At 47.4% G+C, this 23,365-nt stretch carries 14 protein-coding genes; 2 read left to right on the forward strand and 12 right to left on the reverse strand.

All coding sequences use genetic code 11. The annotated features are described in order from the left end of the window. The first annotated feature begins 20 nt into the window (after nt 1–20). Nucleotides 21–1,367: an MFS transporter gene (locus HF638_RS01385; RefSeq protein ID WP_169478550.1), complete on the forward strand. Its 1,347-nt coding sequence runs from the start codon at nt 21–23 to the stop codon at nt 1,365–1,367. A 154-nt stretch (nt 1,368–1,521) separates the two neighbouring features. Here the strand turns inward: HF638_RS01385 and bcbE are convergent, their stop codons facing one another. The 4 genes from bcbE to yicI form a co-directional block, all read right to left on the reverse strand. Beyond that, nucleotides 1,522–2,823, reverse strand: coding sequence for a bacillibactin exporter BcbE (gene bcbE / locus HF638_RS01390; protein ID WP_169478551.1), 1,302 nt, complete (start codon nt 2,821–2,823; stop codon nt 1,522–1,524). A 160-nt stretch (nt 2,824–2,983) separates the two neighbouring features. Further along, the gene (locus tag HF638_RS01395) at nt 2,984–5,926 is read right to left on the reverse strand and encodes a glycoside hydrolase family 3 C-terminal domain-containing protein (protein WP_169478552.1); all 2,943 of its coding nucleotides are present in this window, start codon (nt 5,924–5,926) and stop codon (nt 2,984–2,986) included. A 19-nt stretch (nt 5,927–5,945) separates the two neighbouring features. Beyond that, entirely contained in the window at nt 5,946–6,956 is a 1,011-nt protein-coding gene (locus HF638_RS01400; protein ID WP_169478553.1) for a phosphotransferase family protein, read from the reverse strand. Nucleotides 6,957–7,030: 74 nt separating this feature from the next. Continuing rightward, a complete protein-coding gene (yicI, locus tag HF638_RS01405) occupies nt 7,031–9,349 on the reverse strand; it encodes an alpha-xylosidase (protein ID WP_169478554.1) in 2,319 nt (772 codons plus the stop codon). Nucleotides 9,350–9,521: 172 nt separating this feature from the next. On the opposite strand from yicI, the gene HF638_RS01410 reads away from it, so the two are divergent. Further along, nucleotides 9,522–10,442, forward strand: coding sequence for a helix-turn-helix domain-containing protein (locus tag HF638_RS01410; RefSeq protein ID WP_169478555.1), 921 nt, complete (start codon nt 9,522–9,524; stop codon nt 10,440–10,442). 158 nt (nt 10,443–10,600) lie between these two features. Here the strand turns inward: HF638_RS01410 and HF638_RS01415 are convergent, their stop codons facing one another. The 8 genes from HF638_RS01415 to HF638_RS01450 all read right to left on the reverse strand — a co-directional run bounded on the left by HF638_RS01415 (nt 10,601) and on the right by HF638_RS01450 (nt 23,342). Then, nucleotides 10,601–11,521, reverse strand: a complete 921-nt coding sequence (locus HF638_RS01415; RefSeq protein WP_169478556.1) for a hypothetical protein — start codon at nt 11,519–11,521, stop codon at nt 10,601–10,603. 387 nt (nt 11,522–11,908) lie between these two features. After that, nucleotides 11,909–13,768 (reverse strand): adenine deaminase, encoded by a 1,860-nt coding sequence (locus HF638_RS01420; RefSeq protein WP_169478557.1) that lies wholly within the window; start codon nt 13,766–13,768, stop codon nt 11,909–11,911. Between the two features lie 315 nt (nt 13,769–14,083). Then, the gene (gene helD, locus HF638_RS01425) at nt 14,084–16,459 is read right to left on the reverse strand and encodes an RNA polymerase recycling motor HelD (RefSeq protein WP_169478558.1); all 2,376 of its coding nucleotides are present in this window, start codon (nt 16,457–16,459) and stop codon (nt 14,084–14,086) included. Between the two features lie 244 nt (nt 16,460–16,703). Next, nucleotides 16,704–17,195 carry a pyridoxamine 5'-phosphate oxidase family protein gene (locus HF638_RS01430; protein ID WP_248277993.1) on the reverse strand — a complete coding sequence of 164 codons (492 nt, stop codon included), beginning with the start codon at nt 17,193–17,195 and terminating at the stop codon, nt 16,704–16,706. Nucleotides 17,196–17,481: 286 nt separating this feature from the next. Then, a complete protein-coding gene (locus HF638_RS01435) occupies nt 17,482–18,549 on the reverse strand; it encodes an FUSC family protein (protein ID WP_169478559.1) in 1,068 nt (355 codons plus the stop codon). A gap of 344 nt (nt 18,550–18,893) precedes the next feature. Further along, on the reverse strand, nt 18,894–19,619 hold the full coding sequence (locus HF638_RS01440) for an HD domain-containing protein (RefSeq protein WP_169478560.1): 726 nt from the start codon (nt 19,617–19,619) through the stop codon (nt 18,894–18,896). A gap of 1 nt (nt 19,620) precedes the next feature. Next, on the reverse strand, nt 19,621–21,060 hold the full coding sequence (locus HF638_RS01445; RefSeq protein WP_169478561.1) for an NAD-dependent malic enzyme: 1,440 nt from the start codon (nt 21,058–21,060) through the stop codon (nt 19,621–19,623). Nucleotides 21,061–21,269: 209 nt separating this feature from the next. Next, on the reverse strand, nt 21,270–23,342 hold the full coding sequence (locus tag HF638_RS01450) for a beta-galactosidase (protein ID WP_169478562.1): 2,073 nt from the start codon (nt 23,340–23,342) through the stop codon (nt 21,270–21,272). Nucleotides 23,343–23,365: the final 23 nt, after the last annotated feature.

A 23,365-nucleotide genomic window follows, 5' to 3' on the forward strand; every position in this document is an offset into this window, starting at 1 on the left:
CTCAGGGGGAATACATCATCATGAAAGAACAATCTACACAAGTTAGGCTATGGACCACCGATTTTATTCTGCTAATGCTGTGCAACTTTTTGCTATTCTTGCAGCTGCACATGATCGTCTCTCCACTTCCGTCCTACGTTCAGGAACGATTTCACGCGAATGCGTTTGAGGTCAGTCTCTTCACCTGTCTGTTTGCACTAAGTGCCATTGCAGCCCGTCTCTATTCCGCCAAAGCACTGGAGAAAGGCCTTCGTAACGCCATGATTTATATAGGCCTGTCCGTAGCCCTGCTGGCAACGCTCGGCTATTATTTTGCTGCAGGTATAGCTGTACTCTTATTGCTGAGAATGTTGTTTGGTATCGGGTTTGGTATGAGTAGTACCGCTTTTCCAACAATGGCCTCGGACATTGTGCCCGTTAAACGAATGGGTGAAGGTATGGGTTACTTCGGGCTCTCGACTAGCTTGGCTATGTCCATGGGTCCAATTATAGGGGTCACTCTGCTCCAGGGTGCAGGATTCGTAACCCTGATGTTATGTACTGCGGGTGTCCTCGTTGTCATCTATCCACTGAGTTATACGCTGACACGCAAAAAAGCTGCCAGAACCGATAACATTGCGACCATTATGCCACAGGCTACAGCAAGTGCTTCAGGTTCGCAACCAAAGCAAAAGACGCCTTTCAACCGCAAGCTGATTCTGCCCAGTGTGTTGAATTGCCTTTTATCCATCACATATGGCGGGCTTGTTGGATTCATCGTCTTGTATGGTAAGGAGGCCAATCTGGCCAATCCTGCGCTGTTCTTTTTGTTCAATGCACTCGCTGTGCTACTGGTTAGACCATTTGCAGGACGAATCTATGACAATAAAGGTCCAAAAGCCCTGCTCATTCCAGGGGCCATATTCATAGCTGTCGGGCTCATTCTGCTCTCATATGCAACCTCTATGTCCACCCTGTTCATTGCTGCTTTTATCTACGGGATTGGCTATGGTTCCATGCAGTCATCTCTGCAGACCTGGATGATTCAAGTTGTATCTCCTGCTCAGCGGGGTATGGCTAACGGTATGTTTCTAAACTCGCTCGATCTGGGTATTGCAACTGGCGCACTTCTGCTCGGTGCCATTGCGTCCATAACCAGTTATACCGATATGTATCGTTACTCCGTGATGTTCATGATTCTGTTCTTGCTTATATATCTGATTCAGGGAAAACGAAGCGGCAGCTTCTCCATTGAACCTCATGCGCTGCTCGCTCATACTCATATCCCTGCAACGGAATCAGAATCAGATCAAGATCCATCCAAAAAGTCACAATCTGGAACCAGCAACACTGAAGCGGGCCAGTCGAATAAAAACAGACACGAATGATTCGTTAATCATGCTGCTCATAGAAACGCGTTTACACCGAGAAAGCAAAAATATCTGCTTTCTTTGGCGTAAACGCGTTTTTTTTCGGAACAGATTCGGTTGTTTAACCTTAAGGCAACATTGGAATGAACATGGCTTATCAGAAACCTTCTATCTAGAATGGACTTTTTTTGCGACCTATTGGAGCATACCCTCTACTCGTCTCGATCACATCCATAGGTGTTTCATCCTGTTTTGGCTCGCTTCCTGAAGTAGGTTGGTCGCCGTGATCTGGCTTGACTGCGAACAAAGTGAGTAATCCGCCCACTGCACCAGAAGCGGCGAGCACACCAAAAAGCAGAAAATGATGAGATCCAATTAGCAAAGACACCACAGGTGGACCGAGAGATACGCCAATGAAGCGCATACTGCTGAATAGAGCTGTGATCGTGCCCCGCTGTTTTTTGTCCACTCCCTCTGTAATCAAGGCGTCCAGACACGGCAACGTTGCACCTATTCCGGCACTTCCCAATGTGAAGAGACCTACTACAACATAGATATTATCGAATAAACCTATAACGCCAAGGGAAACCGTCAGAAGAGCAAGCCCTGTGAAGCCAAGCCATTTCATTCGCGTTTTGTTCTTGCCAATCCACTTCCCTGCCAGAAATGAAGACAGACATAGCGCTGCCAGCGGAATAGCAAGAACAAGCCCTTTAAGAACACCTTTCAAGGCAAATTCGCTCTCGAGCGTCTCGGATAGGTAATAAAGCACGCCAAAAATGACAAACATGCAAATACCGCCGATTGCAAACAGCGCATACAACCAGCGTCCCTTTTCTTTCAGTACGTCACGAATGGAAGCCACGAATTCCGTAAAGGTAGGCGGTTTTTCTTTTTTCTTGGGTGTTTTGACCAAGAAAATAACCAGGAGCAACGAAAGCACACAAAGTACAGGGATAGCCATAAATGGCGCATACCACAACCAGACCGCCAGCGCTGCACCCAGAATCGGACTTATGACTTTACCAAACGTATTCGAGGTCTCAATGATTCCCAGGCTTTTACTTACCTCGTTCTCATCTTTGAACATATCTCCAACCAATGGAATGACAATAGGAAATGCGCCGGCTGCGCCTATTCCCTGCAAGAACCTGCCACCCAGAATGGTCCAGTAGGCTATGTTTCCGTTCAGCATCCATGCTGCCACACCAGCCACAGCACCTCCGACGGCTGCAATGACAAGACTGGGAATGATCACTGCTTTTCTGCCGAAACGATCCGACAAATAACCTGCGAGAGGAATAAGAAGGATGGCAACGACGGCGTAGACTGTAATGAGCATGCTGACCTTAAATGCAGATACCTTCAATTCACGTTCAATCTGTGGCAGGATCGGTATTAGCATGGAGTTACCCAAGGTCATAATTAAAGGGATGGAAGCAAGTGCGACAAGGTCCCACTTTTTATCGTTCATACCACAACCACCTTTACAGATTCTACACACAACAGCATTATTGTGCTTGTTTCGGAGGTTGATTATGCAGGACATGTTGGATGTTACCGCTTGTTCACACAAAGAAGCCGCCTGCACGCATTCGTGCAAGACAGCTCCTTTGGTTCAATGATGTCTACAACTACAACAATCTAAAGTGCCGTAACGCTGCTCCACCTTTGAAAATAATATATAGCTCATTCACCTTATGTGACGCCTCAAGCGAACACTGGACCGTTGTCCACTTCATATCTTTCCCATTCACACTGCCTCCAGGTCCGGAAACTTTACACACACCGAGCAGTTCGCCCTCCAGTCCTCCGGAACGAATCTCCAGTCTGCCTTCTTCCCCGAAAGCTGCCACTCTAGCTTCAAATCCATGCAGTTCCTGAACAGCATTATGGTTAAATGATATCCAGGACGACTGACCCTTTCGATATAAGGGTTCTTCCCGAGTGATTGCCCGGACTGCCGAACGTCCTTCCAGACATTCATCTAATAGAACACCTGCACATGCATCGTAATTCTCGGCCAAGGTAAGTGAGTCCAGCGGACGATCCGGAATCGTCTCACCTTCAATCTCAATATCGGCCGACTGGCGGATATCTGCGGAAGAACGCCCTGCCAGTATGGCCCAGCTCGCTGTCTCCAGGCAGTATCGATCTCGGGTAACATCCCATAGCGCCAGCTTCTGAACAGGAATTTCGAAACTTATCGTAACACGCGTCCCCGCCTTCACATGAACACGACGGAAAGCAAGCAGTTGCTTCTGAGCGCGTTTCACACGCGAGGTATGTGAAGATCCATAGATCTGAACGACTTCATCACTGTCACGTTCACCCTTATTGTATACCTCCACTTCAATCTTCAATTGATCTGTGGTGGTGGTTTCCGCCGTAGTATCAAGACTTACACGAATCGCCTCGTATTCGAATTCCGAATAGGTCAGACCATGTCCAAATGCATATTGAACCGGTCCTTCATGATACATATAGGTCACACCATTCTGAATGATGTCATAGTCCATCATGTCAGGGAGCTGGGATTCATCTTCATACCATGTCATGTTCAATCTGCCTGCCGGGGCATAGTGACCTAACAACACATCTGCAAGCGCGTTCCCCAATTCTTGACCTGCATGTGTCATATAAACGATTGCCCGGGCAATGTCTTTCAACTCCTGCAAGGCAAATGGATAACTGCCCATAATAACAACCACCGTATTAGGATTAGCCTCGCACACGGCTTTGACAAGCTCAACCTGATTCGGCGGAAGCAACAGACTTGGGCGGTCAATTTCCTCTTTGCCGTTGATGTATGGGCTATTGCCGACAACAACGACAGATACCTGACTATTTCGTGCCGCTTCTACGGCTTGTTCTATTCCGCGTGTCACGATGTCGATCTCGAAGGTCGCAGATTTTGGTGTGTTGCTTGGTGATTGACTTGTGCGTCCAGAATCACCGTTATCATCCGGAGTTGTACCGGTCGCTTGTTCTGTCTGCGGCGGTACTGGTGATAAAGCAGAACGTCCCTGATATTCGCTCAGTCCAACGGGAATACTATTCCACGTGCGCAAGGTGTTGCTCCCGTCCGCTTGGGGATCGAATTGTACAACTTCTTTCACGAACCAACCACCGATCTCTGGTGCATTCGCCTTATATATTCCTTGCTCGGTTAAGCTTACATATCGATTATTGTTCACACTTCTCAGCGTATGACTTTCCCAGCCCCAATCCTGATGTACGAACTCCGCTGCAGGTGCACTACCTTCCGGTACAGCGACGAGTGTGCCTTCCGCACCAAGTGTTATAACCTGTCCATCTGCCTTCTTCAGAGCAATACGGTCATTCCCATCGGCATAGGTCACATCTACTTCAGGTAGCCTATTACGCAAGCCATCGAGGACGGATACACGATAGGGAAGTGTGCCACTGTACCAATCGGTATAGACGACATCTGCAAGTGGTCCAATCACACTGATTTTCTGCAATGCTTCTGGTTTCAAAGGAAGCAAGCCATCATTTTTTAGCAAAACAATCGATTCAGCAGCGGCACGATAACTGAGTTTGGCATGCTCTGGTGCACATAATACCGACTCGGGTATAAACGCATAAGGGTTAAGTCCCGACTGATCCAGTTGTCCAAGTCGCATCCGTACACCGAAGATGTTGCGAATCGCTCGGTCCAGATCAGCTATCTCCAACAGATCCCGGCCAAGAGCTTCCTCCAGAGCAGATACGACAAGATCAACTTCATCTGTGAGACAGTCCACTCCTGCCTTCAACGCACCTGCTGCTGACTCGGCATGGCTGGTATGGTAACCGTGATAATCGACCGTCTGGGACAGGTCCCCACCATCACATACAATAAACCCAGGCATCGACCACTCACCCTTAACCACATCATTCACGTATGGACTTTCAATGGCAGGTGTACCATTAATAGAATTGTAAGCTGTCATCATGGACAAGGCTCCGCCTTCCACAAATGGCGTCTCAAATGCTTTTAAATAATATTCACGCAGATTGCGCGGATCGATGCTGGATGAACAATTCAGCCGATCTTTCTCATTATTATTAGCAAAAAAGTGTTTCAATGTAGCTACCATTTTCAGATAAAAAGGATCATTTCCCTGCATGCCTTTGACGAGTGCAGCCGACATCTCTCCCGTCAGGACCGGATCTTCCCCGTATCCCTCCTCCGTTCTGCCCCAGCGTGGATCACGCTCTAGGTCAACTGTAGGTGCCCATAATGTTAACCCGTGAACCTCAGGATCACGGTGATGGTATGCCCTCGCTTCATCGCCAATAACGGAACCAATCTCCCGCATGAGCCGCGTATTCCAGGTACTTGATAGACCGAGAGGTTGCGGAAACACCGTTGCTTCCCCTTTCCACGCCACCCCATGTGCAGCTTCGCCCCCAACGTTGTAGGCTGGAATGCCCAGTCTTGGCACAGCTGCTTCGCGAGTAGGAATTAGTCGAATTTTCTCCTCCGTTGTCAATCGTGCAATCAGGTCATCCAACCGTGCCTCAAGTGAAAGTGACGCATCCCACATCGGGTATTGATGATACTCCTTCATCCGTCATTCCTCCTACAAATTAGTTGTGTTCAAGTTGCTTCCATTGCTCCAGTAAATCCAATGTGCGCTGTCGATACTTCTGACCATCTTCGAGTTGATTGACCTGATGTTCATGAACGTAAGCATTAAAATAAGATGACAGTATTCGGTACGCAAGCCTGCGTGCCTGTCCTTCAGCAGATGAATCGAGTGCACGATTATATCCCTCATGAAAAGCCACCGATTCTGTTGACAATATGGCTTCAAACTCCCTGTCGGCAAACATGGAACGATCTCCGTCGATGATGGCCGCAATGTTTAGCTCACCGTTTTCCTCATGAACAAGCACGTTGGCTTCCCACAGGTCATTATGAACGAGTACCGGACGGGTCACCTGATCGAATAAGTCTTTATTTTTCATGAAGATAGCTGTGATTTCCTCCCCCACACCTGGCATATACTCGGCTTGTGCTGCTTTAAGTGCCGTTTCTTCTGCAAAAGAGTGCAGCACCTCGGACCATTGATCCGAGCCTTTAATTGAACCGTCCACCTGCGGCCACCCAAACGATGCACCCTCGACCTGATGCATGATGGCGGTATAGGCGCCAAGCTGATGGTACAATCGCTCTTTGTCTATGTCTGAAATCGATGCGTGATCCAACTGCTTGCTAGGGATAAATTCCATAAACATGTACGTTCTCGGAATGATTGATCCACTGTCATCGCAGGCTATAATGTTTGGAGCAGGAATCCCTGCGTTACGGTAATATTCATACACGGCCGGTTCAGCCGCCATCATGGTACGTTCGAACGAAAAAAGGGGATCACTCACAGAACCGGCCACCATCTCTGCCCGCTCTGGTGCCAAACGCAAAATCACATCCGAGTATGATGCATTTTCAAGTTGAATCCGATAGGTTGTATTAAAAAGTCCACCTTGCAGAAGTGCAAAGCTTTTCACAATGGTAGCGTTTCCAAAATTATTCTCCACCAAGTGGTGCAGCATCTCTGACGATATAGTGCAGTGCAAACCCGAATTTGTTGTGCTCATTTCATTCAATCTCCTATCATGGTAGACAAACAGACGGCACCTTGCGGCACCGTCCTTTCTTCTACTATATCATTTTACAGTTGAATTGTGAGCGAAGTTGCACCTGTTGCTGCCGTAACGACAACCCCATTTGCACCAGACACTTGGGAACCACCTTCAACACTGGATACACTCTCAATGCCGCGAAGCACCAAGTTCCATGGTTTGCCTGCGCCTTCAGCACGAACTTCAAGCACTGAACCATTACGTGTAACGTTAACTGTGAGTTCCTGTTCAGCAGCTTGGTTCACAACGACAGCTTGAGCCGTTTGACCATCAGCCAGTTCGAACAAGTGCAAGGAGACATCATCCGCAAAGTCATAATCCGGTTTGCTATCTACAGCACCTACAGCGATCAGACTGTTTGGCTTAATCATCATTGGCAGTGTTTTGAAGTCATGGTTTTCACTGATCCAGCGTCCACCTTGTACTTTCGCTCCTGTCAGATAGTTCGTCCAAGTTCCTTCAGGCAGGTAATAACGAACATCACCCTCCTTGTTGAAGATTGGAGCCACCAGAATCGAATCACCGAACATGTATTGCGTATCTAGGCTGTATGTTGTTGGGTCCTCTGGGAAGTCCAGCAGCATAGCGCGCATCATCGGAATACCTTTTACCGTTGACTCTACCGCAGAATTATACAGGTACGGCATCAGGCTGATTTTGAGTTTGGTAAAGTCACGGACAACGTCCACGGATTCCTCGTCAAACAGCCAAGGCACACGATACGAAGTACTTCCGTGCAGGCGGCTGTGAGAAGATAACAGTCCGAATTGTACCCAACGTTTGTAGACATCAGGGCTCGCTGTGCTTTCAAAACCACTGATATCATGGCTCCAGAATCCGAAACCGGAAAGGCCAAGCGACAAGCCGCCCCGAAGGGATTCAGCCATGGATTCATACGTTGAAGAGCAGTCTCCGCCCCAGTGAACCGGGAACTGTTGACCACCTGCTGTTGCAGAACGTGCAAACAGGGCAGCTTCGTTTTTGCCAATTTTCTCTTCGAGCAATTCAAATACAGCTTTGTTATAGAGCTGTGTATAATAGTTGTGCATTTTAACCGGATCAGAGCCATCGAAGTACACGACATCGGTCGGAATTCTTTCGCCGAAGTCTGTCTTGAATGAATCTACACCTTGATCAAGCAGGACTTCCAACTTGCTCTTATACCAGTTCACAGCATCTGGATTCGTGAAGTCAACCAGAGCCATACCTGCTTGCCACATATCCCATTGCCATACGCTGCCATCCGCTGTTTTTACCAGATAACCGTTCTCCATACCTTCATCGAACAAGTAGGATTTTTCTGCAATATATGGATTGATCCAAGCGCAGATTTTAAGACCCTTTTCTTTCAGACGTGCAAGCATGCCTTCCGGATCCGGGAACATCGCTTCATCCCATACGAAATCAGACCATTGATATTCCTTCATCCAGAAGCAGTCAAAATGGAATACAGACAGCGGAAGATCACGTTCTGCCATGCCATCTACGAAATGGTTAACCGTTGCTTCATCATAATCCGTTGTGAATGATGTTGTCAGCCACAGACCAAATGTCCATGCTGGTGGAAGCGCTGGTTTACCTGTCAATTTCGTATAATTATCAAGTACATCTTTCGGATTGTCACCGCCGATAATGAAGTACTCCAGAGTCTCTCCTTCTACGCTGAACTGCACTTTGGATACATTCTCAGATGCAATCTCATAAGATACGCGTTCAGGATGGTTTACAAATACACCATATCCTTTATTGGACAAGTAGAACGGAATGTTCTTATAGGACTGCTCACTGCTTGTACCGCCGTCCTCATTCCAGGTATCGACGATTTGGCCATTCTTAACAAACGGCGTGAAGCGCTCACCGAGTCCGTAAACATATTCACCAATACCGAGATCAAGCTGCTCGCGGAAGTACGCTTCCTTGCTCGGACCTGTAATATAACCAGCTGCTCTTTGACCACTACCTGTAATGCGTTTTCCTTCATACAGGAAGCTGACGTCCCAACCGTTTGTTTTGTCGATTTGAACTTCCAGGTTGCCGCTTTTCAAAACTGCGCCTTGTTCATTTTTCGAGATGTCAACGTTCGCATCTTGAGTGTTAAGCTCAAATACAGGCCCTTTTTTCACTCCGCCTTTATGATGATTCAAGGTTACACGAATAACATTAGGCATAGGTGAGCTGTACGTTGCTTTAAGCAATGTACCGTTCAACGTGTCGCCTTTGCTGCGAATATATTTAGTTGCCGCATATACGGTCAAAGAATTATCTTTTTGCACAATATCACGAATGTCAGTCGGGTTTTGAATTTGGTACCCTTCACGAGTCATCCAGAATCCATCAGTAAATTTCATGTTTTCTTTCCCCCTTTGGTTATACTATAATAATATTGATATTAATAATGAATTTCTTCTCTTATTTTGACCAAATATATCACGATTTTGATATTAACCATGCGATTCTTGAACATCAGCACCAAACTTTGGAAACGATTACATTAATAATGCAGTAAAAGGAGGCGTTGATATGGAACGTGAACGATTACGGGAAGACCGAATTCACGGCAATGCCATGTATCCAGTCAGTGTGTACCCGGATATCCAGCAACTTAATGGAGATAGCATTCTCGATTGCCATTGGCATGATGAGATGGAGTTCACTATGGTTACCGAAGGATGTGCCGTCTTTCAGATTGATATGAACACCGTTGAGGTTCAAGCTGGAGAAGCCATTTTCATCAATCGAGGTGAGATTCATGCGGGTTATCTGAAGGGCGATGTTCCCTGTGTATTCTCTTCTATTGTGTTTAATCCCGAGCTGCTCGGCAGCCGCACTTTCGATACGGTACAGGAGAAATTCATCGGTCCACTGATTCGCAAAACCGTGATTCCCCCTTTTCATATCAAAGCAGATGAGGATTGGGGACAAGAAATTCTGGATCACCTGCAACGCATATTCGCGGACCATGCTGCCAGAACAGAAACGTGTGAAATGTCAACGAAAGCGTATCTATATCTAGTATTTGCCCGAATGTTCGAACATATGAGACCTGCCCCGCTCAAAGGCACTGTGGCTACAGGGAGTCATGACAAGGTAGAGCGGCTGAAATCCGTGCTCGGCTATATCCACAAGCGTTATCCCGAACCATTAAAGCTGAAAGAACTGGCCGATGAGGCCAATATGAGCGAAGGACACTTCTGCCGTTTCTTCAAACAGATGGTGCAGAAAACCCCTGTAGATTACATTAACTATTACCGCGTTCAACAGGCCTGTGTTCAGCTCGAGAATACGGATCATAAAATTGTCGATATCGCCATGGATGTGGGTTTCGAGCATCTAAGTTACTTCATCACTACGTTTAAAAAACATAAAGCCACTACGCCTTCACAGTATCGCAAAATGTTCTATGAGAACGTAGCCATGGAGTCTGCCCTGGTTCAGGTATAGAAGAAGAAGGTGCTCACAGCTCATCAGCTGCAAGCACCTTCTTTATTAACTTTGCTGCGAACGAGTCAGATAACGCTTTGATCTGAGCCACTTTGGCTGAGTTAGAACTCATCTCATTCGCTGCTATCAGAGCTATAATTTTGAAGCTTAACATTGCCTCACTTTTTCATTGTCTTCCATGAAGTGTACTCATGAACAGAGAACCCGTTAAAGGACGCATGTGCTGAAGCCATTTTTTCGACCAACTTCAATTGTGCTTCCATATAAGTAGATCCCTCTTCATAAAAGGTAATGAAGTCGCCTTCCTTACTTTGCTTCGTTTCCACGGCTATAGAGATCGTCTTGCCAAGCAGAGCCGCTTCTGCAAGCTCATCCTTCGCTACACTATAGATCGCAGCCGCTGTATCGCGGTACGCCATGATGGTGATGGAGTCAAACTTTCGGATCATCCAGCTGCTAACCGCCATCGTTGAACCCGGAATTTTGTAGTTATCCAGCCAGAAAGGCAGATCAGCGGCTACCGGCATCTTCATCCGTGATGCTCTGCCAACAATATACTCCACATTGCCTTGCCACTGCGTGATCACACTAGCCTGATTGATTTTCCATTGCGGATGCACATGTGGCTCAATATCCAGATGAATACCAGCAAATTTCTCATTAGGCAGAGCCTCTGCCTGATATGCTTCGATCCAGTCTAAGAAGGAAGCAATCTGTTCCCGACTTTCCGTCAGCCCCCAGGCTGATCTTCCATCCATAACGTCAACCGCAATATTCTTGGCTCTCGCCTGACGGATAAAGCTTTTATAATCCGGAATTTTCACATCCCGGTTCATCTGCAGATAGATGGTATTAATTTTGTTCGTTGTCGCAAAATTCAACACTTCTTGAGGATTGCTTCGAATCTGGGTCGTGTCCCACACCCACGTCGCTCTTACCGGCACATCAAGATTCCCATGAATCGTTTCATAACTATCCACAGAACCAATAGCAACGGCTTTCGAAGTATAGGCTGTACTCGCACACAGGATCAAACAACTGAGTAATAAGATAAAACGGTAACCTCTTTTGCTTTTCATATTTGTACACTCCCTCTGAAATTATCAGCTCTGACGTGCAAATCCGGATGAAATTGTGTCGTTTCATATTCATTTTATGGAGACTTATTTAAGTACGACGAATTTGGATTGCTTCTATATGCAATATCATCTCTAAGACTTACGACGAAAGAATCATATAACATTATTTCGGGAATTCACAGTTCTGTATGTATAGTTCAAAAGTCACAAATATCAGCTATTATATAAATTAACCCTACTTTCTTCACGACTTCAGTCATTATTGCCATATGTAAACCAAGCCCCAGAAGACCTAGAAAGCGTTTTCTCCATAAAAGCACAAAAAAACCGCCCTAAGGCGGCTTTGCATGTCTCTCGATTTGATGATGCTCTAGTCAACATTTCCGTTCATTCATTACCCACTGAAGCTACCGGTGTACCGTCGACCACTTCATCGAAAAGGGACACCAGTTCAATGCCATCTGCTGAGATCCGCACAAGCCCCTTGTCGGACAAACGTAATTCTGGAATCACAACCAGCGCCAACAAGGAGAGTGTCATAAATGCATTATTCAACGTACAGCCTGCGGATTGTAAAGCTTCACTGACTGCTGCCGATTGGGCTGCAACCACTTCGAAAGACTCCGTTGACATCAAACCTGCGATTCGCAGCGGGAATTCAGTTATACCTGTAGCTGTTACCACGGCTACCCCACCTTGCATGCGAATGACACGATTACCGGCTTCGGCCATCAAAGCATCATCATTACCGATAATCAACAGATTATGACTGTCATGAGCAACCGTCATCGCAATCGCCGCTGGCGATGTGAAGCCAATACCTCCAACCAGCGCAACCGCGCGATTCCCAGTTTGTTTGTGACGCTCTAATACCGCGATTTTGCATACTTCCCCTGAAGTTGAAACCACAACCTTGCCGTTCTTCACCGTGACAGGCAGGTGTTTCTCCTTCGTATCCACATGGTTCTCTGTCACATGAATGATTTTTGCACCAATCGTACCCTCTGTAATCGGTGCAGCCAGTTCCAGATCCTCTGGCTGAATATTGGCTTCCAACTTCACCGTGTTCAGTGCTTCCTCAGGATACGTGAAGCTGTCCCAGACCGCCGTCATTTTCCCATTCTCGGCCACAACTTGCCCGGCAGCAATCGTCAACCCCACACGTACATCCGCCAGACGGCCGTCCAACAGAATAATGTCAGCTATATTGCCCGGAATAACCGCACCAATGTCGCGCGCAACCCCGAAGCGCTCAGCTGTGTTAATAGTAGCCATCTGGAAAGCCGTTACCGGCTTCACGCCTTGGGAGATCGCTAGACGAACAACAAAATCCATATGTCCTTCTTTGAGCAGCGATTCAGAGCTGCGGTCATCGGTCACCAGCATCATCCGGCGTGTATCCAGTCCAAGCTCGGTACAGGCTTTGATCGTCTCGGCCACATCATGCCATGCCGAACCTTGGCGCATCTTCGCATACATCCCGAGGCGCAGACGTTCGACCACATCTTCCTTGGTCACACATTCATGATCCCCTGTTACGCCACTCGCTGCGTAAGCTGGCAGACGCCAGTCATCTGCTGCCCAGGTAAAGTGACCGTCTGCCACTTTACCTGCCCGGAGGGTCGCCTGTATCTCACCGATCATCGTCTCGTCCCCGTAGACGACCCCAGGGAAGTTCATTACTTCACCAAGACCAATCATGTCTGGCCCCCAGGAAAGAGCCTCAGCCACCTCTTCAGGCCCTATATAAGCACCTGTTGTCTCCAGTCCCGGATGGGTGGAAGGTACACAGGAAGCCACCTGCATATATGCAGCCATCGGTGTGGTGCGTGCTTCATCCAACATCAGTCTCAGACCTTTGAGACCAAGCACGTTAGAGATCTCATGTGGGTCGAAGAAACCTCCGGTCGTGCCTGAAGGCAATACCGCTCTCGCAAACTCGGTTACTTTCATCTGTGTACTTTCGATATGGCAGTGTCCATCCAGCAAACCAGGAGCGATATACTTGCCGTTCGCTTCAATAATCCGCGTATGTTCTCCGATGGTGTGGCTTACATCTTTGCCGACATAAGCGATACGAGCTCCTTGTACAGCTATGGACATCTCAGGCAAAATCTCACCCGATATCACGTTCACTAGCGTACCTCCCCGAATGACCAAAGTCGCTGGTAGATCTCCCCGGGCTGTAGCGACCAGATCCGGTACACAATCGGCCATAAGCGGCCGTTCAAAAGATGATTTGTTCATATGGTTGCCTCCTTTAATAAACGATCCCAAAAAAAAATATATTGTTACGATTATATGAGTCCAGACCTCATGTGTAAAGAAAAATCACATCCATTGTGCTTAAATACAAATTATGAAGTTATATTTATCCATGGAACCCAATCCTTACGAATTCACGTCAAGTTTTTTGTTCAATACGATCACCTCTACCTGGCTGGAACCTCATCTCGTATACTTTCTTCGCTAAGCTAGCTTCTTCCTGATCTATATATCATATACAAAAAGACTCCCGTTCCATTGAACGGAAGCCTTCTTCATGCATATGAACGTATTATGTCAGTCCACTTGCGCAGTAGACACCTTGCCAAGATCGTACCATTCTTCCGACTGGGAGGTAATGAACGGACTCGGTGTGCCCACACAATAGACATGCAGCAAATGCATCGCTCGCGTACAAGCCGTGTAGAACAACTTGCGTTCATGTTCTTGGGCATACTGCTCTGCAGAACCGTCATAGATTAGGACAGCATCGAATTCCACACCTTTGGCCAGATATGCCGGAATGACATGAACCCCCTGTTCAAATGCCAGCGTCGTTTTCTTGATTAACTTCGGTGCTGTAGGCAGTGCCTTGCTCAATGCAGCATGTACTGCTCTGCTCTCTTCGGCGGTCTTGCAGATGACTGCAACGGATTCATACCCTTCCTCAATCAAGTGCTTGAGGTCTGTTGTGATGACGTTCATATGACGCTCCGGATCTGAAGAAACGATAACTTTAGGCTTCTCGCCACTGCGGTTAAATGGAATAATCTCTTCCCCGCCAGGCACCATGCCACGGGTAAACTCCACGATCTCCCGGGTAGATCGATAACTTCTGGTCAACTCAATCACTTCCGTATTGTCAGGTCCATACAGGTTAGTCAAAGGTCCTGTTCCACTAAGCACGGAAGAGTGGGCATAGATTGCCTGATTAAAGTCACCGAGTGCTGTTATTTTCGCCCGTGGGAACAATCTCTTCATAAAGGCCAGCTGAAATGCAGAATAATCCTGTGCCTCATCAATAATGACATGACGAATATTGGAGTTAATATGGAATCCAAGCATAAGCTCACGTAGGTACAAGTATGGCGTAATATCTTCATAGGCCAACTCCTGAAGCTTCAATCTTCGTAAAGTCATTTTACAGATGTCTTCCCATTGGGCAGGCAAGGCTTCATCCCCCAGCAAGCGGACCATCTGAGCCTCATCATTGAACAAATGTGCATATAACTGTCGTACATCAACGAATCGTAAGGACTTAATCCATTTTCGCAACGGTTTGAGTCGGTCACTGACCACCATACGTGCCAGAATTTCTCTTTCCTGCTCAAAGTCATTAAACGTATGGGTCTTTCCTTTTTGCTTGCGCTTCAACCGTTGATACGCACGTTGCAGATCCTCCGGCTCCATCAGATCCAGCTGCTGATCGACCCAAGGCGCATCCAGTTCACTTTTACCAAAGGCAGACAGTTCTTTCAACATCCAGTCCCGCAACATCTCCAGTCGGCTCACCAGCTTAACTGACGACTCGAAACTGTAGAATTTCTCAGCCATAGCCTCTGACGTGACAATTGCTCGGCCTTGAAAGCGAACCGGCTTGAACTTCATGCCCCCTGACAGCATGCTTTCCTTATAACGTGTAATGACCTTCAGGAAAGATTCGGATGACTTGAACCGAATGCTGGACATACGAACATCATAATCGGAATCTTCCGTCCCCGTAAGTACATATTCGAGCTGAATGAACGGATCTTCCAGTTGATACTCACGACCCAAACGGCGTTCCAGATACTCCTGGAAGGTCGTTTGCAACATATTTTCCTCCCCAAGCTCAGGCAGTACCGTAGAGACATAACTATTGAACATCGGATTCGGCGAAAAAAGAACCATCTGATCCGCTTGCAGATGCTCGCGGTATTTATAGAGAAGATAGGCCACACGCTGGAGCGCTGCGGATGTTTTGCCACTGCCGGCTGCGCCTTGCACAATGAGCATGCGTGTCCGGTCATTGCGAATAATCCGATTCTGCTCCTTTTGAATGGTCGCTACAATACTCTTCATCTGCGCATCCGAAGTTCGACTGAGCACGGCCTGCAACAACTCATCGCCAATCGTAACCCCCGTGTCGAACATAAAGCGGATACGTCCGTCCCGAATGACAAACTGCCGCTTCATCTCTATATCACCGCTAATCTCCCCACTTGGTGTATGGTATGTGATCGGACCCGGCGCCCCGTCATAATACAGGTTGGAGATTGGCGCACGCCAGTCGTAGACCAGAAAAGATTCCTCTTTTTCATCCAGCAACGATGCAATGCCCAGATAAATACGTTCTGCATTTGGATATCCATCTTCTTTGAAATCAATGCGACCAAAATACGGTGAATGATGCAGTCGTTTCATTTTGTCCAACGCACCCGCTGTATTCAGATGGCTACGCTCCCGATCGGACAGTACCTGTGACTGCTGCCGCATACTGGTTGAAGTCTCCCCGACATCGTCCGCTTCGCTAAAGTTCATTGTGACTTCGTCCCAGAAGTCTTTTCTCATGCCAACCACTTCGTCCCGGAAGGAACCTACTTCATCTTCTAACGTTGTGATCTTGCGCTCAATCTGATCGGTCACCGTGTTGACCCGTTGTTGTTCCTCACTCCACTGCTGCTCTGTACTCATATGTTAATAGCCCCTCTTTCCCCGGATTGTGTCCTCAAAATCCCATTTGACAAGCCCGAAAAGGCAATGGTATAGTTATTAGAAAGTAAACATTTTAATTTTATGTTAATTAGTTCTAATTTTCTGAAAACCATTTTTTATTGTACCAGTGACAACGTCCCGATGCAAGCGGAGGCGTTTTTTGTTGTTTTCTTCTTCATTATTACCCAATCACCGGGTCCTCAACTGACTTAGCAACTCATGTCTACTTTCGTAATTCTTCAATTGTCTCTTTCCAGCGGGTAATTGCCACAAGTTCATCTTTTAATTGAAATGTAATTCCTGAAGTGATCTCCGCATATGGCGCGTGATCTACACGTACATGAAGCACCTTGGCTTCAAAACGATCTCTCGGATGAACAGCCCCCTTCATCTCAGGCAGCAGCTCTACTTCTATACGGATATGTAGCAATCGCTGTCCTTGAACCGCAATCAAGGTAGCCTTGCCTGTTTTGCTCATGTTCATACTGGTCTGTGTACCTTGCCACAGAGCCAGTCTAAGCTGATGCGGACTTAGCGCAATGACTTCACCCATACTGATCATCGCCTGATACGGCCACTGATCCTCAGATACGGTCAGGAGTTGCATGGCTTCATGCTGTTTATGCTCCAGATTTGTCCCACTCAACCATTCCATTAATTCAGCGTCCAACTGCTCTATAATCATGTCTCTATCCCTCAGTTCGTTAATATTCATTCATGCCATTCAGCCCTATGTATGACAAAACAACCCGGACACGTTTGTCCGGGCTATGTTGTAACTCCATTGTATATGATCGCCAAGCAGGTGTGCAATTCGCACTTAGAGGTTGTTCAAAAAGTCTAATTTTGATTACGAATCATGCCTAACGGCATCATCAGCATCGAATATGAAATTCAGCCGAAATGTCCGTTGCTCACGTAGTTTTCCTACGCTCCGCTACTCCATTTCTATCTTCATTCCATCTTCTTGGTACTGAAAACCAGACTTTTTGAACTTGAATTTAAGGCCACTTAAGCCAGTTCAAAATTTTGTCCTGTGATTCTTTGTCCTCACTGGAGCTATGCACATGTTCGGCAAGTCGATTCAGACGTTCCAGCTGATACCCGTAATCATAGATCGCAGCAGCCACGATGGATAATCGTAACATCCCGTCCTTGTCGATATCAAACTCAGTGATCGCCTGTTCCATGAAACGATCATTGTCCAATACAAACTGTGCGGCCTCTTCGCCGTTCGGTTTCAGCTTATCCTCGAACTTGAGCAGTGCATGCTCATGGAATTTGATAACCAGTTCCAGATGGGAGTCAAAAAACAGATCCATGGCTGGTGTCCGCGGTGCCTGGAAATAGTGGCGTTCCACCGAATCCAGCACCTCGTATCCTTTTTGCAGACTCAGCAACATCTGTTTGTAGACCACCATCTGCCTGGTTTCGCTGAATTTTGAACGCTTCATCTTCTTCTGTTCCTCTTCGAACAAGTTATACTTGTCGGACAGAGACTTAATGGAGCTGCCCAGGTTGTTTTTCTCCTCCCGGAACACGACTTCCTTAATCTCATCCGAAATCGAGGTTCGCAGAAGCAACGACATGCCGCTGAAGACACTCTGGATCTGCTTGACGAACTGAACCTTCGGTTTCGGAGGAAATACCGTAATGTTGATGAGAAACGCCGATACAATACCCACCAGTGTCAGCAGAAAACGATTGAGTGCAAAATGCCAGTCACCTGAGGCTTCCATAATGGATACAACCGTGACCAGTGTCAGTCCAACCGTCTCGCCCATATTCAATTTAAGACATATCATGATAACAAGTACAATAATTAATCCAACAGCAATTGGCTCATTGGACAACACCATACCTCCCACCAGAGCCACAATAGCTCCGAGTGTGGTCGTTTGCAGCTGATCCAGGAAGTATTTCCAAGAACGATAGATGGAAGGCTGCATGGCGAATATAGCCGCGATTGCGGCAGGCACGGGAGATTGCGGGTTCAAGAACAGGCTGCTAAGGTACAAGGCAAGCGTGACCGCGATCCCCGTCTTAAGTACACGTGCACCAAACGACATGGTGGTGACCCCTCCTCTTTACCGAACCTGAAATTTTACATTTGATAATCATGTTCATTATTACCCCATATTTCTTTTTTTGCCTGAATTCATTCAGGAGAACGATTTATTGTACCATGGAAGACCTTCCGTTGCCATGTCATAAGTCGTAAACCTTATTTTAATCATTTCATAACTCACTAAAAATAGATTATTGATTCATTTATGTATGTTAATACACATTATTAACCCAAAATGATGAACCTAAAAAGAAGCAAATCTTCAAAATGGATTTTCGCCACTTCAAAGATTCGCCTCTGTTACGTATGAAACCTCTGTGTAATCGTCATGCTTATCAAGCCTGCCTACCGATCCGTGCCCTCCCATTCCCTTTTGAACTGCTCTACGAACTGCACCATATAATGATGACGCTGCTCCGCCAGTTCCTTGCCATAGGAGGTATTCATCAGATCTTTGAGCTTGAACAACTTCTCATAAAAGTGATTTATCGTGGTGCTGCGCCCATTACGATATTCCTCACGGGTCATATGCTCCCGTGGGGGAAGAGATGGATCGTACATCTCGCGCGCCCTCGCTCCTGAGAAGGCAAAGGTGCGCGCGATTCCAATCGCCCCCAGCGCATCCAGACGATCCGCATCCTGTACAACTTGTGCTTCAAGCGAGCTGACCGCAGGAAGCTGGCCTCCCGCATAGGAGATGGTGCTAATAATACCCACAACCGCTGCACGTGTATCCGAATCAAGCGGCTGGGTATCCAGCCAGTCATTCAGTTTCGCCATCCCGGCTTCCAAACTCTCATTCAGCTTCTCATCCGGTACGTCATGTAATAATGCAGCCAGTTCACAGACAAATGGATCTGCACCCATGCGGTGTGCGAGTTCGACCGCAAGCGCAGTTACCCGTTCGATGTGCGGCCAGTCATGACCGTCCGTATGCTTGGATGAGTCCCCTTGTACAAAAGATCGGGCAGCGCGCAGTATAGCTTCTCCTGCGATTGTTCCATCTACATTGTCCAGCTGTTCTGGTCCTTTTACGCTCTGGCTGGATGGTTGAAGAGGGTTCTCTGGCATCTTACGATTCCCCACCTTCACGAGCCTGCTCACGTGGAATACGCCGCGCTACACCCGTCTTAACAGCTGCTTCAATGACGCGATTACGCATCGATTTGACCACTTTATCATTGAACACACTAGGAATAATGTAATAGCGTGTACGCTCTTCGTCCGTAATGGCCGAGGCAATCGCTTGAGCGGCTGCCAGCTTCATTTCTTCATTAATTTCGGTAGCCCGGCAATCCAGAACTGCCCTAAATATGCCTGGGAAACACAACACGTTGTTGATTTGGTTCGGATAATCGGATCGTCCTGTCGCCATAACAGCCACAATGTCCTCCACCAAAGCAGGCATAATCTCAGGCACCGGATTGGCCATCGCAAACACGATTGGATCTTCGGCCATGGTCTGCACATCTTCACGAGTTAACAGATTGCCGCGTGACAAGCCAATGAACACATCGGCTCCACGAATGACTTCACGTAGCGACCCCGTTTCCAGTTCCGGGTTGGTACGAGCCGCATAGTCACTCCAGACTTCATTCTCATAGGTTTGTGTCCGTACAATCGCACCTTCACGATCGACACCAATAAGTCGACTGGCTCCCGCAGACAATAATATGTTGCTGCATGCTACACCGGCTGCTCCAATACCGCAGACCACGATCTTCACATCATTAATCGACTTGCCTACCAGTTTGAGCGCATTGATCAGACCGGCATATAACACAACCGCTGTGCCATGCTGATCATCATGAAATACCGGGATGTCCAATTCCTCATTCAGACGACGTTCAATCTCGAAACAACGTGGTGACGAAATATCCTCCAGATTAATGCCGCCAAAACCAGGTGATATCGCTTTCACAGTACGAATGATCTCCTCGGTATCCTGCGTGTCCAGGCAGATTGGGAAGGCATCCACACCTGCAAACTGTTTGAACAACATTGCCTTACCTTCCATGACGGGCATCGCTGCACGGGGACCAATGTTGCCCAGTCCAAGTACCGCACTGCCATCGGATACCACGGCTACCGTGTTCCGCTTGATTGTCAGCGAGAAAGCTTTCCCCGGTTCTTCCACAATGGCCGAACATACCCGAGCCACATCCGGGGTATACACACGCGACAGGTCTTCCCGATTCTGAATCGGGGTTTTCGGTGTCACTTCGATCTTGCCGCCCAAATGAAGCAGGAACGTTCGATCTGATACGTTAATGATGGATATACCTTTGAGCTGGCGTACGCCTTCTATAATTTTGCTGTTATCCTGTGCATCTGTTACCGCGACGGTCAAGTCGCGCACACTGACATCCTGATTGGTCGAAATGACGTCAATGGCAATGATGTCTCCACCAGCTTCCGAGATGGCCGAAGCCACTTCGCCAAACTTGATATCTTTAGTTGTCATTTCCAGCCGAATAATAATGCTGTTGCCGTCCAGATTTCTCTGATTCATTTCAATTCCTCCCAGACTGAAAGTCTTGAGTTACAAGTTACCTGATTGTCTTCGCTGCGCGGACACGTTTATCCTTTATCTTGTCCAGAAAAAGTGGTTCAACAGCCAAAAACATAAAATAAAAAAGACACCCCAAACACCGATAACAGGTGTTCAGGGCAATCTCTTCTTATACTATTTCGTTTATTCAATTATAAATGGAATGTATATTATTTCCGGGAAGCCGGTCTGCGAAGGACACGAATGTCGTATGGTTGCAAGCTGAGACTGGCTTCCACAGCATCACCACTGAGCAGATCCGTATAGGACTGTCCATCTAATTCAACCAGCTTCTCATCTGGTGTGTAGTTCTGTACAAACACATAATCAGCCGTACCATCTGTACGCGTATGTGCTGTTGTACCAGAAGGCAGTTCGGTTTCAAGTCCACGCTCAATGTTCAGGTCAGTGATTAACTGTGCATAAAAATCATCATAGAATGGCGCTTTCAGACGTGTCGCCACGTAATACGCTTTTCCTGAACCCAACTGGTTAACCGTCAATGCTGGACGTCCGGCATAGAAGTCAGAACGGTACGTAGCCAGTGACTTCGCACCTTCCAGATGAATCAGATCACACAATTCAATTGCATCATATGCTGTAGTGAGCTGAAGCTCATTGCCCTGCTCAGGAATGATCCCGTTCAGATCACGATCATGCAGTCCGTCAATTTCCTCGGACCAGATTCCAAGTGTCTTACGGAGTGGGCCTGGGAATCCACCCAGGAAGCACAGATCATTTTCGTTGACAATTCCAGACCAGTAGGTCGCTACAAACGTACCACCTTGTTCCACAAACTTCTCAATGCGTTCGCCGACACCTTCACGTACCAAATAGAGCATTGGAGCGATCAGCAACTTGTACTTGGACAGATCTGCATCCATATCGATAACGTCTACAGCAACTCCCTTTTTCCAAAACGCTTCGTAATGCTCTTCCACCGTCTGCTCATACTTCACACCGATATTGCGCGGACCCTGTGAATCATTAACGGCCCAGCGATTTTCCCAATCGAATATGATCGCGACTTCTGCCGGAACCGCTGTTCCTACAATAGCTTCCATGCCTTCAAGAGCCGTACCTACGTCCGTCACATCCTGGAACACGCGAGTGTGCTCTGTTCCAACATGGTCTACCACTGCGCCATGGAGCTTCTCACTGGACCCCCGGCTCTTTCTCCACTGGAAGTACTGTACACTATCGGAACCGTGTGCCACTGCCTGGAGAGAAGAGAGCAGATGCATACCAGGTTTTTTCAGCTTGCTAACCTCTTGCCAGTTGGTTGAACTTGGCGTACTTTCCATCAGCAAGAAAGGCTGTCCACCTTTGATGGAACGAACGATGTCATGCATCATTGCGATCCGGGAGGCCTGTTTTGCATCGTCATCTGCATCATGCCACGTTGGATAGCTGTCCCAAGACAGGAAATCCAGAATATCGGCGAACTTCCAATAGTTCAGACCGCCGTAAAATTCCATCAGGTTCGTTGTGACGGGCAGATCTGGATTCTGAGCTTTCAATGGTTTCGTTTCATGCACGATAAAATCAGCTGTCTGATCGGTAACGAAACGGCGCCAATCCAGGTTCATTGCATGTACTTGTGTCTCACCGTGTGGAGCCGGCGACTCGACTTGACTCCAGTCTGTAACCGTGTGACTCCAGAATGTGGTCCACCACGAATGATTCAGTTCATCGAGTGTCTTATACTTTTTCTGAACCCAACCACGGAAAGCTTCCTGACAGTAATCGCAATGACAGTCTCCACCGAACTCGTTAGAGATGTGCCAGCCGATAATAGCCGGATGATCCGAATAACGTTCTGCCAGTTTTGTATTGATCGAAGTGACTTTCTCACGGTATACCGGGGAAGTATAGCAATGGTTATGACGGAAACCGTGGAGATTGCGTACACGTTTCTCGGAGACACGAAGCACCTCTGGATACTTGGCAGACATCCAGGCAGGTCTCGCACCACTTGGTGTAGCCAGGAAGGCATAGATGCCATTAGCTGCAAAACGATCCAACACCTGATCCAGCCATTCAAACGTATATACGCCTTCTTCCGGCTCAAGGGATACCCAAGAGAAGATACCAATGGACATCACGTTACACTTGGCAAGCTTCATCAAGCGAATATCTTCTTCCAGAATTTCAGGATAGCGGAGCCACTGCTCCGGGTTATAGTCTGCGCCATGCAACATGTGCGGGGCTTTGGAACTTACCGGTGGAAATTTGTATGTCATAAGGACAACTCCCTTGCTTTTGA

It is taken from the genome of Paenibacillus sp. SZ31, from assembly GCF_012912005.1.
Taxonomy (GTDB): domain Bacteria; phylum Bacillota; class Bacilli; order Paenibacillales; family Paenibacillaceae; genus Paenibacillus.

What these genes read in the sequence shown, in the direction of transcription:
- HF638_RS01450 (WP_169478562.1), bottom strand. Translation starts at nt 23,342, where the DNA reads ATGACATACAAATTTCCACCGGTAAGTTCCAAAGCCCCGCACATGTTG.
- HF638_RS01400 (WP_169478553.1), bottom strand. Translation starts at nt 6,956, where the DNA reads ATGAGCACAACAAATTCGGGTTTGCACTGCACTATATCGTCAGAGATG.
- HF638_RS01440 (WP_169478560.1), bottom strand. Translation starts at nt 19,619, where the DNA reads ATGCCAGAGAACCCTCTTCAACCATCCAGCCAGAGCGTAAAAGGACCA.
- HF638_RS01430 (WP_248277993.1), bottom strand. Translation starts at nt 17,195, where the DNA reads ATGAATATTAACGAACTGAGGGATAGAGACATGATTATAGAGCAGTTG.
- HF638_RS01385 (WP_169478550.1), top strand. Translation starts at nt 21, where the DNA reads ATGAAAGAACAATCTACACAAGTTAGGCTATGGACCACCGATTTTATT.
- yicI (WP_169478554.1), bottom strand. Translation starts at nt 9,349, where the DNA reads ATGAAATTTACTGATGGATTCTGGATGACTCGTGAAGGGTACCAAATT.
- helD (WP_169478558.1), bottom strand. Translation starts at nt 16,459, where the DNA reads ATGAGTACAGAGCAGCAGTGGAGTGAGGAACAACAACGGGTCAACACG.
- HF638_RS01445 (WP_169478561.1), bottom strand. Translation starts at nt 21,060, where the DNA reads ATGAATCAGAGAAATCTGGACGGCAACAGCATTATTATTCGGCTGGAA.
- bcbE (WP_169478551.1), bottom strand. Translation starts at nt 2,823, where the DNA reads ATGAACGATAAAAAGTGGGACCTTGTCGCACTTGCTTCCATCCCTTTA.
- HF638_RS01410 (WP_169478555.1), top strand. Translation starts at nt 9,522, where the DNA reads ATGGAACGTGAACGATTACGGGAAGACCGAATTCACGGCAATGCCATG.
- HF638_RS01435 (WP_169478559.1), bottom strand. Translation starts at nt 18,549, where the DNA reads ATGTCGTTTGGTGCACGTGTACTTAAGACGGGGATCGCGGTCACGCTT.
- HF638_RS01420 (WP_169478557.1), bottom strand. Translation starts at nt 13,768, where the DNA reads ATGAACAAATCATCTTTTGAACGGCCGCTTATGGCCGATTGTGTACCG.
- HF638_RS01395 (WP_169478552.1), bottom strand. Translation starts at nt 5,926, where the DNA reads ATGAAGGAGTATCATCAATACCCGATGTGGGATGCGTCACTTTCACTT.
- HF638_RS01415 (WP_169478556.1), bottom strand. Translation starts at nt 11,521, where the DNA reads ATGAAAAGCAAAAGAGGTTACCGTTTTATCTTATTACTCAGTTGTTTG.